This window comes from Streptomyces sp. NBC_00078, assembly GCF_026343335.1.
Classification (GTDB): Bacteria; Actinomycetota; Actinomycetes; order Streptomycetales; family Streptomycetaceae; genus Streptomyces.
The window spans coordinates 212,387-228,433 of record NZ_JAPELX010000001.1 but is presented as its reverse complement, the minus strand read 5'-3'; the positions used below and the strand labels follow the sequence as shown (position 1 = coordinate 228,433).

Here is a 16,047-nt window from a genome sequence, read left to right as displayed (position 1 = left end):
CGACATGATGGGTACGTGCTCCGGGCATATGGATCACGCGGTGCCATGATGACCGGACGATCCTGCGGTGACCGGGAAGGGACATTGAACGCGACCGGCACGACGAGCGAGACGGAGCCCGACGGCTCCGGCAGAGGTGTGGCTTCGGCGCGAGCGCTGGCGCGACTCGCCCTCCTGTGCGTTGCCGGAGCCGTCGCGGCGGTGGTGGCGGGCGTCGGCCAGTGGCTGATCCTTCTGCTGGGCCTGGCCGGACTCGCCGTGGCCGGCGCAGGGATCTGGTGGGCGCTGGCGCATCGCGGATTGGCCCGTCTCCTGGGCGCGCTCCTGGCGATCGCCGCCCCCGTCGGCGTCCTGGTGCTGTACGCGGCGTCGGGTCTGTGGGTGGCGGCCGTGACGGCGCTCGCGTCGTGGACGACCGCGCTTGCCTGCGCCAGGAGCGCTCTGCGCAGACTGCGTACGCCGCAGCACATGCGCTCCCACTCGGCCCGGCCGCCCCGCCGCGCCGTCCTGATCATGAATCCGCGATCGGGGGACGGAAAGGTCGGCCGGTACGGGCTGGTGGAGCGGGCCGAGGAACTGGGCGCCCGGGTGATCCTGCTCGATCTGGACGCCGATCCCGACCCGGTGGAGCTGGCCCGGCAGGCCGTGGCCGAGGGTGCGGACCTGCTCGGCGTGGCCGGTGGCGACGGCACCCAGGCCCTGGTGGCGAAAGTGGCCGCCGAGCACGGCCTGCCTTTCATGGTCGTGGCCGCCGGAACACGCAACCACTTCGCCATGGACCTGGGCCTTGACCGTGACGAACCGGCGAGCAGTCTCGATGCCCTCACGGACGGAGTGGAACTCCGAGTCGACCTGGGCGACGTGGGAGGTCTGCCCTTCGTCAACACGGCTTCGTTCGGGGCGTACGCGGAGATAGTGCAGAGCCCCGAATACCGCGACGCCAAAGCGGCCACGGCGCTCGATCAACTGCCGGACCTGCTGGCGGGCGAGGCGGGCGTCTCCCTGAACGCACAGGCTGACGAGGAGCGTCTGGAGGCCCCGCAGACCCTGCTCGTGAGCAACAACCCCTACGCACGGGCCGATCCGCTGGGTGGCGGACGCAGACCACGGCTCGACACGGGCACGCTCGGCGTGATCGCCGTCCGGGTCGTCGGCGCGGCACAGGCAGCCGAACTGGCACTGCTCGGGGAACGCGCCAGCGGCATCACCTCACTGACGTCACGTCGCGTGGTGGTCGAGTCCGACGAGCAGCTCATTCCGGTGGCCGTCGACGGTGAGGCGCTCACTCTGCCCGCGCCCGTCGTCTGCACCGTAAGGCGGGGCGCCCTGCGGATGCGGGTCCCCAGACATCGTCCCGGCGCCCCGTACGTCGCACCGTCCGTCGACTGGCGGCGCATCGTCCGACTCGCGTTCGCCCGAACGCCCGACCCACCCGAGAAGAACCAGGAGCAGAGCGATGACTGACCGCCCGCCACGGGAACAGCGGGAACCGCGCGGCCACCCGATTCCGCGAGGACTGTTGCGTGATCTCGCCGCCCTCGACCAAGCGCTCTACGAGTCCGTGACGGTCACCAGCACACCCACCCTGGATTCCGCCCTGCGCCGGCTGTCCGCGGCGGCGGACCACTCCAAGATCTCGTTCGCGGTCGCCGGAGCCCTGGCGGTGCGCCCCGGCCGATCACGCCGCGCCGCCGCGCTCGGCCTCGCGGCGATCGGCGTCGCTTCGGCGACTGCCAACCTGCTCGGCAAGCGTCTCGTCCGACGACGACGCCCGCGCCGCGCCGAGGACTCGCCATTCCCGGGACGGCACGTACCCATGCCGAAATCCGCCTCGTTCCCCTCGGGCCACACGGCCTCGGCAGTCGCCTTCGCCGCGGCCGTGGGCCCCGCGTTCCCGGCCGCCACCGTGCCGCTCGGCCTGCTGGCCTGCGCCGTGGGCTACTCCCGCGTCCACACCGGGGTGCACTACCCGGGCGACGTCATCGCCGGCGCCGTACTCGGAACCGGCGCTGCGGCCGCGGTCCTCGCGGCCGCCCGTTGGGACGGCCTGAGCGGCACGGCATTTCACCCCTCAGGGCTGCCGGCCCGATGACGATGGGGTGACGACTTCCACGTAGGGTCCGTCGGGCCCCACCTCTCCGGGCCCGCCCACGGAACGCTGAACCGGCAGCTGCGGCCCGCGCGATGTGCGACCATCCCGTGCCCGGCCTTGGGCAGGCAGCACTCCCGCGATGGCGGCGGCTTCCCGACCACCGGTGAGCGAAGCCGCACGTCACAGCTGGCCGGAGTGCGGCACACGCCGAGCGCCGGACGGCACGAGACACGGACGGCGGAGGCGGTGGACTTTGACCCGGTGCACGAACATCGGCTTCGCCGCACAGGCCCCACACAGGGTGTCGCAGGATCACACGCAACGGAACGTGAACGTGGCCGAACTGCCGACCTGCCGCGGTTGGGGGACCGCAGCCGTCGACGAAGGGTGATCAGGCGGACTGATCGGAACTCTGGTCGTCCTGTGCGGCCGGCTCGGCGTCCGGCGTGGTGTAGAAGACGGACCTGCCCTGCTTGGTGCGCTGGGCCTGGTTCTTGGCCACGAGGCCTTCGAGTGTGGTGCGCACGACGGTGGCCTTGATGCCGCGCTCGGGGTGCTGCTGTGCGAGCGCGGTGGTGATCTCGGCGGCGGAACGAGGCTCGCTCTGGCTCGTCAGGTGCCGCCCGACCAGGTCGACGAGCGTGGGGGCCGACCGTGCGGCCGAGGCCTTGGCGGCGCTCTTCTCGGCGGTTCGCTTCCGGGCGGGGCCGGTGGACTCCTTGGCCTTTGTCTGCTTGCCCTCGCCCGATGCGCGCGCGGCCCTCTTGCGGGGGGCGGGCACCGTCGCGACGACTTCGGGGGCGGCGGGCTCCGCCGGGATGCCCAGTGCCTGCTGGATGTTCAGCAGAATGCTGTGATCGTGCTGAAGGGAGGCCAACTGCGCCTGCAGCGCCTCGATTTCAGCGTCGAGGCGTTCCTGCTCCTTTAGGTTGCGTTCAAGGTCGCCGGTGACCTGGGCGCTGTACTGCGAAGTCAATTCGGTGATCCCGGTAGCGTTTTCGGACACGATGCTCACACCTCTTTCTGAATGCCGTGCTCGGTCGGCAACGAGCCCACGGCGTATGCGAAATCTAACGTGTGTGTGCTGTTCCGCATGCTGCCGTGCGAGAAGCAGACGTTGCTGCCGCACATCTATGTCGTAGTGATGCTACGGAACACATGTCTCCGGGCCGGGAGTAATCCGCATGTTGGGGCTTCCGGGAAGTATGTGAACAGGCAACGAGGGCTGGATTCGAACCTGAGTCTCCCGGGACAAAAGGCGACCATGTCTCCTCCCGCCCGGCCCGCCGCGCCCTCGTGTCCACGTCGTAGAGGCAGAAGAAACCGATGTCCTCCCCGGCCGCAGGACGAGCCGGGCGCCGGCCCACGTCCGGCGCGCCCAACTGCACATGGCGGAAGGGGTAGTCGGCCGGGACGGCGCACCCGGTCGCGATCGCCCAGTTGTGGTGGAGCGTGGACGCCGGAGCGACGCCGGAGCGACATCGGAGGTGGCGCGGACGAGGGCCGCGCTCCACCTGCGCTCACCTCGCGGTGATGGACGGGGTCGCGGGCCGTGACGGCGCCATCACCCAGCGCACCGCGGACGTGACGGCGAATCCCAGCGGCCTGACGCACCACTCGTCGACCACCGGCAGCCTGGGCAGGCCGAGCTCCCGGGCGGCCCAGGTGGGCAGCAGGGAGACGGCGTTGGCGGCCAGGACCCCGTAGGGAAGCCGAGCGGCCAGCGGCACGGGCGGATTCAGAAGCAGAAACCGTGCGGCCTCCCGCGCCTGTGCGGTGGCCCGAAGCTCCGGACGGTAGGCGGCGAGCAGCCGGGCGAGTTCCGCGCGGTCGCGCGGCGGATCGAGCACGCCCAACTCGCGGGCGATACGGGCGGTGTCGGCGATGTACCCGTCGCAACCTTCCTCGGACAGAGGATTCGTCCCGTAGCACTGGTGCGCCCGGAGGAAACTGTCGATCTCCGCGGCGTGCACCCAGCCGAGCAGATGCGGATCGGCGGCGTGGTACTCGTCGCCGTCGACGGTGAGCCCGCGAATACGCTCGTGCACCGTCCGAACCTGCTCACACGCCTGCTGCGCGTGCGTGGCGGTGCCGAAGGTGGTCGTGGCAAGGAAGGTGCTCGTACGCTGCAACCGGCCCCAAGGATCTCCGCGATAACCGGAGTGCGCCGCAACGGCGGCCATGGCCAGCGGGTGCAGCGACTGCAGCAGCAACGCGGACAGCCCGCCGATGAACATCGAGGCGTCCGCGTGCACTCGCCGGATGGGGCGCTCAGGCCCGAACCAACGAGGACCAGGGGTGCCGTGGATTCGGGCGCGATTGCGCCGGCCGTCCGGGCCGGCGACGCGGGCGAAAAGGCCCCGGCTCAATTGCTCTCGCAGTCCGGGCCCGCCGGACGGAATGAGTCTCACCACCGTGCGGCCCTCCTCCCGGTCGACTGCGGCGCGGCACGACACCGGCCGTCCACCTCCAGTGTCCCGTGGCGGTCGGGGCAGGTGAACGGGCCGGGCGGCCCGGTCGTGGACGAGCGGGCCCCGCCGGCTCTGCGCCCGCGGGGCCCGCTCACCTGTCGCCACACCTACCAGCGATACCAGCGGCCCTTACGACCGCCGTGACCCGCCGGCCGGACCAGGAATCCCAGCAGCCAGAGCACCAGGACGACGACCGCGATCCACCAGAGCGCCTTGAGTGCGAAACCGGCACCGAAAAGAACCAGGGCGAGCAACAGAACCAGAAGCAGGGGAATCATTCTTTATGCACCTCCGCCGCTTCAAGTGCCCCGGGAAAGGCGCCTCACGCACTGAATTCCCCTTGTTTGTTTCGGGCGCGACCGGGAATTCGGATTTGTTTCCGCGTGCACGGTCGGTCCGGGGCGGGCAGTCCGGGGCAGTCGGCTCGGGTCCGCCCTCCGGTCCTCGGGTCAGGACTTCGCGGCCCTGGCTGCGTCTTCCTCCGTCTCGGCCCGCGCCGTGGTCAGAGTGCCGCCGGCGTTCTCGAGGTGGGCTCGGACGAACCACTGGAACTGCTCCAGGTCCCGCAGTTGTCCGATGAGGAGATCCTCCGTTGCCGGGTCGATCTCGCCGGTGACCTTGATCGCCGCGCGGACGTCCTCGATGAGGCCGGTGTAGACGACGTTCAGCGCACCGAGGTGGGCGATGGCGTCCTCACGGCCGATGGAGTAGTCGTCCCAGGTCCGTTCGCTGACCAGGGAGCCGGGTGTGCCCTGGGCGACCCCACCGAGTGCGGCGATGCGTTCGGCGACGTCGTCGGCCATGTCACGGACCCGGTCGACCTGCGGGTCGACCATCTGGTGCACGGCGATGAAGTGCGGCCCCACGACGTTCCAGTGCACATGCTTCAGCGTGAGGTGGAGGTCGTTGAGGGCGTGCAGCCGCAGCCGGAGGACGTCGATGAGCCGACCGGCCGCCTCGCGCTCGATGCCCGGCACCGTGTACTCGGGGGTGAGGTTCTTCGTCATCACAGTCACTCCTTCTTCAGGGGATGGGGTAGGCGTTTCTGGTGCCCCACCTGCGCTGCGACAGACCTGTGAACTCGGTCTCGGGAGGCCGCGCGGTGCTGTGGGCCGTGCGGTTCTGGAGCGGCCGCGAGGACACCGCTCCCCGGCGTCGGGTGTGTGTGCCGGTCGACCGGTGAACCGGTGGGTGGCAGGCTGCTCTGATCGGTGTGCCCGAGACATGGAGTGCGATGCGAATGGCGAAGCCCGTGACCGTATTCACGCTGGGCGGGACGATCTCCGCCGCTCAGGGAGGCGCCGGTCGGCTGTCCGGTGCCCAGGTGCTGGCGGACCTGACCCTTGCGGCTGACGTCGATGTACGTCTGCGGGACTTCCGGCGGCTCCCCAGCTCGGCACTGACCGTGGACGACCTCGCGGAACTCGCCGACCTGATCGACGCGGCCGGAGACCTTGGATCGGGTGCGGTCGTCGTACAGGGTACGGACACGATCGAGGAATCCGCCTTCCTCCTCGACCTGTTGTGCACGCATCGCGAGCCCCTCGTGGTCACCGGCGCCATGCGGCGCCCCGACTCACCAGGGGCGGACGGTGCCGCGAACCTGGCCTCGGCCATCGCTGTGGCCGGCGATCCGAGGTTCCGTGACGCGGGTGCCGTCGTGGTGATGGCGGACGAGATCCACGCCGCACGATACGTCCGCAAGGCACACACGACGTCGATCGCCACCTTCGCCTCGCCCGGCGCCGGTCCGCTCGGAACCGTGGTGGAGGGCCGGCCCCGCATCCTGCTCCAACCCCCGGCGCCCACCGTCCCGAGCCCCCTGCGCATCAACCGGTCGGTGCGGGTCGCCCTGCTTACCCTGTCACTGGGCGATCAGGGAGAACTCCTCGATGCCGTGGACGGCCGTTTCGACGGGCTTGTGGTGGCGGCCTTCGGAGCGGGACATGTGCCCGGGTGGCTGGTCCCGTCACTGGAGGACCTGGCCACGCGCATGCCGGTGGTCCTCGCCTCCCGTACCGGCGCCGGATCGATCCTGAGCACCACTTACCGAGGACCTGGATCGGAGTTCGACCTTCTCGGCCGGGGCCTCATCTCGGCCGGTGTCCTCGACGCCCCGAAGGCACGGTTGCTCCTGCACGCCTTGCTGGCCGACGGGGCGGACAGCGCACTCATCGGACTGACCTTTGCCGATCTGAGCGGAGAACGCTGAGGCCGCGGCCTTCATGGGGCCGTCTCACGGGCCGTCTTCACGGGGCCATCTTCATGAGGCCCGTCCGCTCCCGAGACGCCGTGGTGGCCCTTCTTCGCTCCACTGACCGCAGGCCGGCCTTCCGACCTGCGGGAATCGGGCATGCGGCCAGCCTCGTCGGCGTCGGGCTGCGGCTACCGCCGGACGCCGGTGCTCTCACCCGAGCCGACGCCGCCGTCTGCGCGCGGTGAGGTACTGGCGCCCCAGAAGTCGTACGGTCGCCGACAACTTCGGGCGCGCACCGTGAGCCAGCAGCGCGCTCCCCTTGCGCTCTACGTCCTGCAGGCGCAGGCGCTGCACCGCGATCAGGGTGTCGAGGAACGGCTGATGCCCGGGTTCGACGAGATGCGGCAGGTCTCCGCAGGAATCCAGCGCCGTGCCGGCGAGGCGCGCCTGGGCGATGACCAGGCGGTCGACGGCCGGCAAGTGGTCGCCCGTGCTGCGCGCCAGGTCCTGGGTGCCCAGACCGAACCGGGCCAGGGCGTCACGGGGGACGCCGACCAGTCCCTCAGCGGCGTCCTCGGCCAGGTCCGCCAGGAAATCGATGCGCTGCATCGCCTCGATCAACGTCCGGCAGCCGTCTTGGAACTTCAACGCGTCCGCCTGGGACGGCGGTTCGAGCTGCGAAGCCGTGAGCATGAGGGCGGGCAACGAGTAACCGTCCACATACGCCTGGAAGTCGTTCTCCGTCTCGAAGCCGTTCCAGGCGACCTCAACCGACGCCCCGTCGAGGAAGTCCCGCACACGCGCCGCCATGAACGGATGCCGACGCGCAGTGTCCGCAAGGGCCCTCAGCATGGGCTGCTCCACGCCGCCGCGACACTCGAGAGCGGCTGTGACCTTCCGATCCCAGGAGCGGAGAGCGGCCAGCCGAGCGTCGCTCTCCCCTGTGTCGACGCGGTTGTCCGTCTCGTGCATGAAAGCCACAGCCGCTACGACGGAGGGGTGGAGCCGTGCAGGGAGCAGCAGCCGAACCGCAATGTACTCAGCCCGCGCGAACCGGCGAACCATCGTGCGTTGCAAGCTGTAGTCCCTGCGCAGAGAGGGATCACTGATGCCGCACTGGTCCAGCGCGGCCTGCCACCTGCTCACGTGTCTCCTCGCTGCGGGAACTCTCCGATGATCACGCAGGCGTCAGCGTATCGGCACCCCACCGGCCGGAATGCAGCCCGCCTCCTGATGTTCCGGACATGGTGATCGCGGCAGCCGGCGTTGTCGGTCGGGCGGGGGAGTCGGGCGCCGGATGTCGAGAGCCGGGAGTCGGGAGTCGGGAGTCGGGCGTCCACGCTCCCACCGGGTGGGCCGGCGGTAGATCGCAGAGTGTGGTGCCGCTCCCGTGCCGTCGGCCTTGTGGCAGGGCCCCGCGAATGCTGTGACGATGACATACAGGCCGCAGACCCGACGGCAACGTGGGAGTTGACATGCCGATAAGCCGGTTGGGACTCGTCGTGCACGGAGGTCGTCCCGAGGCGGTGTCGGGAGCGCAGACCGTGCGTGAGTGGTGCGCGCGGTACGGCATCGGCTGCGTCGACATCGATGTGTGGCAGGGCCGGCGGAGTCGGCGCAGCGGACGTGACGAGGTGCGGGCCGCGGGCAGTCCCGACCTCATCGTGACCCTCGGCGGAGACGGCACCTTCCTTCGAGGCGCCCGCATCGCCGCGAAGAAGAACAGCAAGGTACTCGGCGTCGATCTCGGAAAGGTCGGATTTCTGACGGAGACCGCGGTCACCGACGTCGAGCGGGCACTGGAGGCCGTGCACGCAGGGCGGTCCGAGTGCGAGGAGCGCATGACCCTCACCGTGCGGGCGTCGAGGCTGCTGGAGATGCCCACGGACCTGGAGCAGTTCCTCTGCTACGGCCGGGGGCCCGCCCTTCCGCCGCCACCACCGCAGTCGGACCCCGCGCTGGAGGAAGGCCGTGGCATCGCGCTCGACGTCACCGCCCTCAACGACATCGTGGTGGAGAAACTGGCACGGGACCGCCAGGTCAGTCTCGGCGTGTACATCGCCGGCCGGTTGCTGGCGTCGTACTCGGCGGACGGCGTCATCGTCGCGACCCCGACAGGTTCGACCGCCTACAGCTTCGCCGCCGGCGGACCGGTGCTGTCTCCCCGGATGCGAGCGGTGATCTTCACTCCCGTCGCCCCGCACATGACCTTCAACCGCACCGTGGTCGCGAGCGCGGACGAGCCGGTCGTCCTTCGCGTGCTGCCCCACTCCGGGCGCGCCGCGATGAGCGTGGACGGGCAGCCGCGGGGCATCCTGGAGCCCGGCGACTGGATCGGGGTGACGGCGGCGCCCGAGCCCTTGCGCCTGGTCAGGCTCAACCCCGCCGACTTCTACGGGCGCCTGCGGGAGCGCATGCGGCTGACCGACGCCCCCGCCACAGCCGCGGACGGTGAGGCGGCGCCGCTGTTCACGCCCAGCCGGCCTGTCCGGGACGGCGAACGCCCTCTCGACGCCCCGCCGCTGCCCTGACGAGCCGGACCACTCGGCCGGGTCGGGCTCGTCCATGCCCCTGCGTCCGGACGTGAGCGTTTCTGCCGGGGCGGCGAGAAACGACTCGCGCGGCGTGATCGCCGTACCGTGCACCGGTGCCGAGGTTCTCGGCCGAACGCGTGGTGAGCCCTCCGCTCGGTGGGAACCCTGATGCAATCAGGTCCACGCGCAGGTGAAGGAGGAGCGGTGCCGACGCAGGCTGACGCCGACGGACCCGACCCGCGGCGCTGGAAGGCGCTGTGGGTCACGCTGGTGGCCGGGTTCATGAGCCTGCTGGACGTGACGATCGTGGCGGTCGCGCTCCCGTCCATGCAGCGCGACCTGCACGCGTCGGCACCCGCCATCCAGTGGGTGGTCTCCGGCTACGCTCTCACCTTCGCCCTGGTCCTGGTGACCGCCGGCCGCGTCGGTGACGCGATCGGCAGGCGCCGTATCTTCCTGCTCGCCCTGGCGGCCTTCGTCCTGTGCAGCGCGGCGGCGGGCGCGGCGCCCGGCATCATGTTCCTGGTCGCCGCCCGCCTCGCCCAGGGCGTCGCAGCGGGCTGCCTCGCCCCGCAGAACTCCGCCCTCATCCAGCAGATGTTCCGCGGAGCCGAACGCGGGCGCGCCTTCGGCCTGTTCGGCGCCGTCGTGGGCATCTCCAGCGCCGTGGGCCCCATCGTGGGCGGCCTCATCCTCGCACTCGCCGACGGCCCTCAGGGCTGGCGCTGGATCTTCTACGTCAACGTCCCTGTCGGCGCCGTCGCCCTGCTGCTGGGCATCCGGCTGCTGCCCAGGACGGCCCCGGGCCGCCGGGAACCGCTCGACCTGGGCGGCGTCGCCCTCCTCGGGTGCGGAGTCCTGGCGCTGATGCTTCCGCTGGTCCTGGCCGAGTCGGGCGGCGTACGACGACTGTGGTGGCTCTTCCTGGTGGGGTCGGCGCTGCTGGCCTGCTTCGTGCGGTGGGAGCGGCGCGTCGCCGCCGGCAACGGCCAACCGCTGTTGGACCCCCGGCTGGTGACGAGCACACGCGGCTATGCCATCGGCGCGGCCATCGCCACGCTGTACTTCGTCGGCTTCAGCGGTGTGTGGCTGGTCTTCGCCCTCTACTTCCAGAACGGCCTGGACTACTCGCCCCTGCGCTCGGGACTCGCGGTGACGCCGTTCGCGATCGGATCGGCCTGCGCGGCGGCGCTGGCAGGCCACCTCGTGGACCGCTGGGGCCGAGCGCTGACCGTGTGCGGCCTGGCAGGCGTGACGCTGGGCCTGGGCGGCACCGCGCTCATCATCCTGTTGGCACCCGCTCACGTGGCCGCCTGGCTCACCGTGCCCGTCCTGTTCGCCGGCGGCCTGGGCAGCGGCTGTGTCATCTCCCCGAACATCACCATGACCCTGCGCGACGTGCCGGTACGCAGGGCGGGCGCGGCCGGCGGTGCCCTGCAGACCGGGCAGCGGCTCGGCGGATCGGTGGGTACGGCCGCGCTGCCCGGCATCTTCTACGTCGTGCTGGGCGCCGGCGCCCACGACTACCGCACCGCCGTGGCGACAGCCGTCGGCCTCGGCATCCTCCCCGTCGTGTGCTCGCTCGCCCTCGCGGTCCACGACTGGCGCCACGATCGCCGCGCCGACCCGAACCCGGGTCCACCGGACGTCTCGCACAGCCGCTCGCACGCCGGTCAGGGCTGAGGCCCGCACCGGCTGCGCGAGCCGTGTCCGTGTGCCGTGTCCGTGTGTCGCGTGCCGTGTGGCTGCCGTGTCCCGCGGAAGCCTTCCGCCGAGCTGGTCCGCGAGTCCGACGACGATGCCCTCGGGGCCGCGGACGTAAAGGAGCCGATAGATGGCCTCCTACTGGATGATCTCGCCGACGAGCTCGCCACTCTGAGCGCACAGGCGGGCAATGACGTCCTCGATGTCGTCGACGGCGCACATGACGCGGCGAACGCCCCGGGGTGTTGGCCGGTGACCGGCACATGGCGTCGCCGACCGGGAACGCGGCTCGCCGCAGGGATCCCGGCCCGGCGCCGTTTCACCCGCCGGTGGCTCCGAAGGAGTGGACTCAGTCGATATGCATATCGCAGAGGGGCCTTCGCGGCGCATTACCGATGATGATGTTGCCGCCCGAGCCCGGTAACTGGAAGAGGCGCCCCGACATGCGACGTACCCCGCACCGCCGTCTGCTCGCCGCAACGCTGGTCGCTGCGGCGGTTCTGGTTCCGATGACGGCAGCTCCTGCCACGGCCGTGCACGCCACAAGCGTCGACCGGCAAGACCGGAACGACCGGCACGAGCATCCGCCAGGCGGCCTCGGCCCCGAGGTCACCGCCCGACTGGACAAGACGATCGAGGACGTCCGCCGGCAGGCGGGCATCCCCGGCGTCGTCGTCGGGCTGTGGATGCCGGGCCGGGGAAGCTATGTCCGCGCGACCGGCGTCGCCGACACCGTCACCCGCAGGCCGATGACCACCAACCCCTTCGTGCGGATCGGCAGCGAGACGAAGACCTTCACGGTCACCGCGCTGCTCGAACTCGTGGACGATCACCGGGTCCGGCTGGACGACCCGATCTCGCGTTACGTGCACGGCGTCCCTGACGGCGACCGGATCACCCTGCGTCAGCTCGCCGAGATGCGCAGCGGCCTGTTCCCCTACACCTCCGATCCGGACTTCATCCATGAGCTGCTGAGCAACCCGACGCGCTTCTTCACCCCTCGGGAAGTGCTCGCGTACGGCTTCAGACACGCGAACGTCTTCGCGCCGGGAACACAGTTCCAGTACTCCAACACCAACCTCGTCCTGCTCGGCCTGGTGATCGAGAAGGTCAGTGGTCACCGGCTCGCCGACTTCATCGCTACCCGGGTGCTCCGGCCGGCCAGGCTGGGCCACACGTTTCTTCCGCAGGGGACAGAGTTCCCCGAGCCCCATCCGCGCGGCTACACCGACCAGACGCTGAGCGGCGAGGTCGCCGACGCGACGGACTGGAACCCCAGCTGGGCCTGGGCGGCCGGAGCGATGATTTCGAACCTGCACGACCTGCGCCGCTGGGCGGAAGTCGTCGCGACCGGGAAACTGCTCAGCCCTCAGACCCAGGCTCAGCGCCTCAAGACGTTGCCCACCGGCTTTCCCGGCACCAGCTACGGCCTCGGTATCTTCGAGACCAACGGGTGGATCGGGCACAACGGATCCATCCCCGGCTACGAAACCGTGACCGTCTATCTGCCTTCGCAGAAGGCCACCATGGTCATCATGATCAACACGGACTCCAGCAGCGAGGGCCAGGAACCGTCCACGCTCCTCGCCCGGGCGATCACGGGGGTTGTCACCCCGGACAACGTCTACGACGGCGCGGTTGTCACGCGTGTCTCGCGCCAGGTGAACGGTCTGGCCGGCCAGGTGAACTGAGATCGGACAATCGGCATCACCGGTGAGACGTCTCTGTTCGTGGACGGTCCCACAGCCCTCGCGTGTGCGATCTACAGTGGATCCTCCGCCGGCGGAGAGGCCGGCTGCACAGGAAACGGTGTTGATCGTTGGTTACCGTCGCGTACCAGGGTGAGTTCGGCTCCAATTCGGCAGCGGCCACGCAGAGCCTGTTTCCCGACGGCACGCAGATGCCGTGCACGAGTTTCGAGCAGGCGCTGGATGCGGTGACTCTCGGCAGCGCCGATGTGGCGGTGATCCCGGTGGACAACTCCGCCGCCGGCCGGGTGGCGGACGTGCACCACCTGCTGCCGGAGTCGGGCCTGTTCGTCACCGGCGAGTACTTCCTGGCCATCCACTTCGACCTGATGGGCGTACCGGGGACGTCGTTGGCCGACGTCGAGTGCGTGCGCAGCCACGTGCATGCGTTGGGACAGTGCCGGAAGATTCTGCGGGAGGGCGGCTGGCGCACCCTGGTTTCCGACGACACCGCGGGCGCCGCCCGCGAGGTGGCGGAGCTGGGCGATGTGCGGCACGCGGCACTCGCCCCGCCTGCCGCGGCCCTCCACCATGGCCTGACGGTGTTGCGCGAGGGCGTCGAGGACGATCCGGACAACACCACGCGGTTCGTGGTCCTTTCGCGAGAGGCCGCCTTCGCGCCGGTCACGGACGAGCCGACGATGACGAGCCTCTTCTTCGCCGTACGGAACATTCCCAGCGCGCTCTACAAGGCGCTGGGCGGTTTCGCCAGCAGCGCGGTGAACCTTACGAAGATCGAGAGCTATCAGATGGCGGCCGGGTTCAACCCGAGTTGCTTCTACGTGGAGATCGAGGGTCACCCGGAACAGCCCCATGTCGCGCTGGCCCTGCAGGAGTTGCGCTTCTTCTCCAGCGAGGTCCGGATTCTGGGCGTGTATCCGGCGCACCCTCACCGCGTACGGGAACGCATCGGCTGAGCGGGGCGCTGGGTGCGCGGCCACGGCTTGAGGTACGGCACCGTTTCCCGTATCCGACGGCTGCGGCCTCGATGTGACGGGCGGCCTCCCTCCCGTCGCCGTTCTCGTGGCTGCGCGACGGAGGTGTGCCGCGCAGGAACTGCTGGGCGTTCGCCGGGGACTTGCCTATGGCGCCGCCACGAGACCCGCGCTCGTCGTCCTGGCTCAGCTGCCCGTGTGTTCCGCTCAGTTGCGGGCATTCGGAGGGCACACGGTATGCGCCCGACTCACCGAACGGACGGACATCATGCTGGCGATCTTCTCGGCGGTCCTGTTCTTCATCGCTTTCCTGATCAATGCTGCGGACATCTCGACCAACGACACCTTCACCTCGACCAATGTGATGCTCCTCGGCCTTACCGCGTTGGCCCTGCATGTGGCGGGTATCGGCAGTGGATGGTCCTGGCGCAGGCGCTGAAGACCAGCGCCCATGCAGTGGCCTGCCGCATCGCCCGGGGCCTCCGGCCCGGGCCGGCGTCTGGCTCCGGTTTCAGTGGAACGCCGGCGTGGTGGCGGCGCATCAATCCCTGATTCCTCACCCTTCTGCGCGCGGGGCTGTCGCGGGTAGTTCCACAGTGATGCGGATCCCGTCGGCAGAGCGTGGGGTGAGGGTGAGGGCGCCGTCGTGCGCCTGGGTGATGGTCTTGACGATTGCCAGGCCGAGGCCGAGGCCGACACCGGCGTGATCGGTGTGTGCGCTCGGTGCCGCGCTGGAAGGGTTCGGTGAGCGTCGAGACCAGCTCCGGGGTGAGTTTCTCGCCGGAGTTTTCGACGGTGAGCACCACGGTCTTGGGATGAACACTGGCATTGACCCAGACGGAGCCCTGCCGCGGCAGGTTGTGGATGATCGCGTTGTGCACGAGGTTCGTGGTCAGTTGCAGCAGGAGCGCTTGCGATCCGAGCGTGGGGGCGATGTCGCCGGAGGTCTCGATGGTGACGCCGTTTCGGTGGCTTCTTCCGCCATGAGAGACAGGTCGACTTGTTCTCGGGTGAAGGACCGCTGCTCAGCGCGACTGACCAGGAGCAGTGCCTCCGTAAGACCGATGGCTCGGGTGTTGACGGAGTGGAGGCGGTCGATGAGTTCGCCGGTATCGCGGCTCGGATCGGTGCGGGCCACATCGAGAAGTGCCTTCGAGATCGCCAGCGGTGTGCGCAATTCGTGAGAGGCGTTGGCGGCGAATCTCCGCTGTTCGGCGACGTGTGCTTCGAGCCGCGCCAGCATCGTGTCGAAGGCGTCGGCGAGTTCACGGAACTCGTCGCTGTGACCCGGCAGCCGGATTCGGTGCGAGAGCCTGCGGGCATCCGCCGGGCGATCCGTACGGGCTCCCGGCCGGAACCCTGGAAGCGCGGACCGGTACTCGCGGCACTGGCGCTGCTGCTCGGCCTGTTCCTGCTGCTGCACGCGGAGATCCCGAACAGGATCGGGAACCTCGGCAGCCTGGTGGAGACCTTTCTGCCGTGGTTCGGCCTGTTCATCCCGGTGCTGCTGGCGGGGGCGCTGTGGCGCCGCTCCGCCTCCGCGGTGGCCGCGCTGCTGCTGCCGGTCACGGTGTGGCTGAACCTCTTCGGCGGGCTGCTCGGCGACAAGTCCCACCCGGGCAGCGATCTCACCGTGGTCAGCCACAACGTCGACGCCGACAACCCCGACCCGACCGGCACCGCCCGTGACCTGGCCGCCTCCAAGGCGGACGTGCTGGCACTGGAGGAGATCACCTCGCAGGCCCGGGACACGTACGAGAAGGAGCTGGCGAAGACATACCCGTACCACACGGTGCAGGGCACGGTCGGGCTGTGGAGCAAGCTGCCGCTGTCGCAGACCCGGCCGGTCGACTTCTCGATGGACTACGGGCCGCTGGCGGCCACCAAGCCGATGGACGTCAAGATGGAGTACAACCGGGCGCTGCGCACCACGGTGGCCACGGAGCAGGGGCCGCTGGCGGTGTATGTGGCCCACCTCGGGTCTGTACGGTTCAATCCCAGGGCGGGCTTTTGGACTGGCTCACGGGACAGAGGAGTACAGGCCCTCGGCAAGGCCATCGCCGCCGAGCGGAACGAGCGGGTGATGCTGCTCGGCGACCTGAACGGCACGCTGGACGACCGCGCGTTCGCCGGCATCACCTCGCAGCTGCGCTCGGCCCAGGACGCGGCCGGTGACGGCTTCGGCTTCAGCTGGCCGGCGAAGTTCCCGGTGGCACGGATCGACCAGATCCTGGTGCGCGGTCTGCAGCCGAAAAGCTCATGGGTGCTGCCGGCCACCGGCAGTGACCACCTGCCGGTGGGCGCCGGAATCGGCTGGTGAGCACCGCGTCATGGCCCACCCCGTCTTCCAGGCGGAGCTGCACCGG

14 protein-coding genes and 1 pseudogene are annotated in these 16,047 nt (G+C 70.0%); 9 read left to right on the top strand and 6 right to left on the bottom strand.

Annotation, left to right across the window (positions count from 1 at the left end; translation table 11 throughout):
• Window positions 1-84 precede the first annotated feature (84 nt).
• Both OOK07_RS01060 and OOK07_RS01055 read left to right on the top strand, forming a co-directional pair.
• Window positions 85-1,464, top strand: coding sequence for a diacylglycerol/lipid kinase family protein (locus OOK07_RS01060; protein WP_266675943.1), 1,380 nt, complete (start codon window positions 85-87; stop codon window positions 1,462-1,464).
• Window positions 1,457-2,092 (top strand): phosphatase PAP2 family protein, encoded by a 636-nt coding sequence (locus tag OOK07_RS01055; protein ID WP_266675941.1) that lies wholly within the window; start codon window positions 1,457-1,459, stop codon window positions 2,090-2,092. The genes OOK07_RS01060 and OOK07_RS01055 overlap by 8 nt, the downstream gene beginning before the upstream one ends.
• Before the next feature lie 391 nt (window positions 2,093-2,483).
• On the opposite strand, the gene OOK07_RS01050 is transcribed toward OOK07_RS01055, so the two are convergent.
• The 4 genes from OOK07_RS01050 to OOK07_RS01035 form a co-directional block, all read right to left on the bottom strand.
• Window positions 2,484-3,107, bottom strand: a complete 624-nt coding sequence (locus OOK07_RS01050) for a hypothetical protein (protein ID WP_406311214.1) — start codon at window positions 3,105-3,107, stop codon at window positions 2,484-2,486.
• Between the two features lie 505 nt (window positions 3,108-3,612).
• Window positions 3,613-4,503 (bottom strand): oxygenase MpaB family protein, encoded by an 891-nt coding sequence (locus OOK07_RS01045; protein WP_266794677.1) that lies wholly within the window; start codon window positions 4,501-4,503, stop codon window positions 3,613-3,615.
• Window positions 4,504-4,670: 167 nt separating this feature from the next.
• A complete protein-coding gene (locus tag OOK07_RS01040) occupies window positions 4,671-4,841 on the bottom strand; it encodes a DUF5670 family protein (RefSeq protein ID WP_266675937.1) in 171 nt (56 codons plus the stop codon).
• Between the two features lie 171 nt (window positions 4,842-5,012).
• The gene (locus tag OOK07_RS01035; RefSeq protein WP_266675935.1) at window positions 5,013-5,570 is read right to left on the bottom strand and encodes a Dps family protein; all 558 of its coding nucleotides are present in this window, start codon (window positions 5,568-5,570) and stop codon (window positions 5,013-5,015) included.
• Between the two features lie 233 nt (window positions 5,571-5,803).
• Here OOK07_RS01035 and OOK07_RS01030 point away from each other — a divergent pair, with 233 nt between their 5' ends.
• Complete coding sequence (locus OOK07_RS01030) at window positions 5,804-6,775, top strand: asparaginase (RefSeq protein WP_266794676.1); 972 nt, start codon at window positions 5,804-5,806, stop codon at window positions 6,773-6,775.
• A gap of 195 nt (window positions 6,776-6,970) precedes the next feature.
• Here OOK07_RS01030 and OOK07_RS01025 read toward each other — a convergent pair whose 3' ends face one another.
• Complete coding sequence (locus OOK07_RS01025; protein WP_266801859.1) at window positions 6,971-7,825, bottom strand: squalene/phytoene synthase family protein; 855 nt, start codon at window positions 7,823-7,825, stop codon at window positions 6,971-6,973.
• Between the two features lie 410 nt (window positions 7,826-8,235).
• Here OOK07_RS01025 and OOK07_RS01020 point away from each other — a divergent pair, with 410 nt between their 5' ends.
• From OOK07_RS01020 to OOK07_RS01000, 5 genes are all read left to right on the top strand, one after another.
• A complete protein-coding gene (locus OOK07_RS01020) occupies window positions 8,236-9,291 on the top strand; it encodes an NAD(+)/NADH kinase (RefSeq protein ID WP_266794675.1) in 1,056 nt (351 codons plus the stop codon).
• 171 nt (window positions 9,292-9,462) lie between these two features.
• Window positions 9,463-10,977, top strand: a complete 1,515-nt coding sequence (locus OOK07_RS01015; protein ID WP_405673606.1) for an MFS transporter — start codon at window positions 9,463-9,465, stop codon at window positions 10,975-10,977.
• A gap of 464 nt (window positions 10,978-11,441) precedes the next feature.
• Window positions 11,442-12,689, top strand: a complete 1,248-nt coding sequence (locus OOK07_RS01010; RefSeq protein WP_266794674.1) for a serine hydrolase domain-containing protein — start codon at window positions 11,442-11,444, stop codon at window positions 12,687-12,689.
• 128 nt (window positions 12,690-12,817) lie between these two features.
• The gene (locus tag OOK07_RS01005; RefSeq protein WP_266675925.1) at window positions 12,818-13,663 is read left to right on the top strand and encodes a prephenate dehydratase; all 846 of its coding nucleotides are present in this window, start codon (window positions 12,818-12,820) and stop codon (window positions 13,661-13,663) included.
• 286 nt (window positions 13,664-13,949) lie between these two features.
• The gene (locus OOK07_RS01000; RefSeq protein ID WP_266675923.1) at window positions 13,950-14,120 is read left to right on the top strand and encodes a hypothetical protein; all 171 of its coding nucleotides are present in this window, start codon (window positions 13,950-13,952) and stop codon (window positions 14,118-14,120) included.
• A 117-nt stretch (window positions 14,121-14,237) separates the two neighbouring features.
• On the opposite strand, the pseudogene OOK07_RS00995 reads toward OOK07_RS01000, so the two are convergent.
• Window positions 14,238-14,999 (bottom strand): annotated as a pseudogene (locus OOK07_RS00995) (sensor histidine kinase); the annotation flags it as partial.
• Window positions 15,000-15,014: 15 nt separating this feature from the next.
• Here OOK07_RS00995 and OOK07_RS00990 point away from each other — a divergent pair.
• Window positions 15,015-16,001 carry an endonuclease/exonuclease/phosphatase family protein gene (locus OOK07_RS00990; RefSeq protein WP_266801858.1) on the top strand — a complete coding sequence of 329 codons (987 nt, stop codon included), beginning with the start codon at window positions 15,015-15,017 and terminating at the stop codon, window positions 15,999-16,001.
• Window positions 16,002-16,047: the final 46 nt, after the last annotated feature.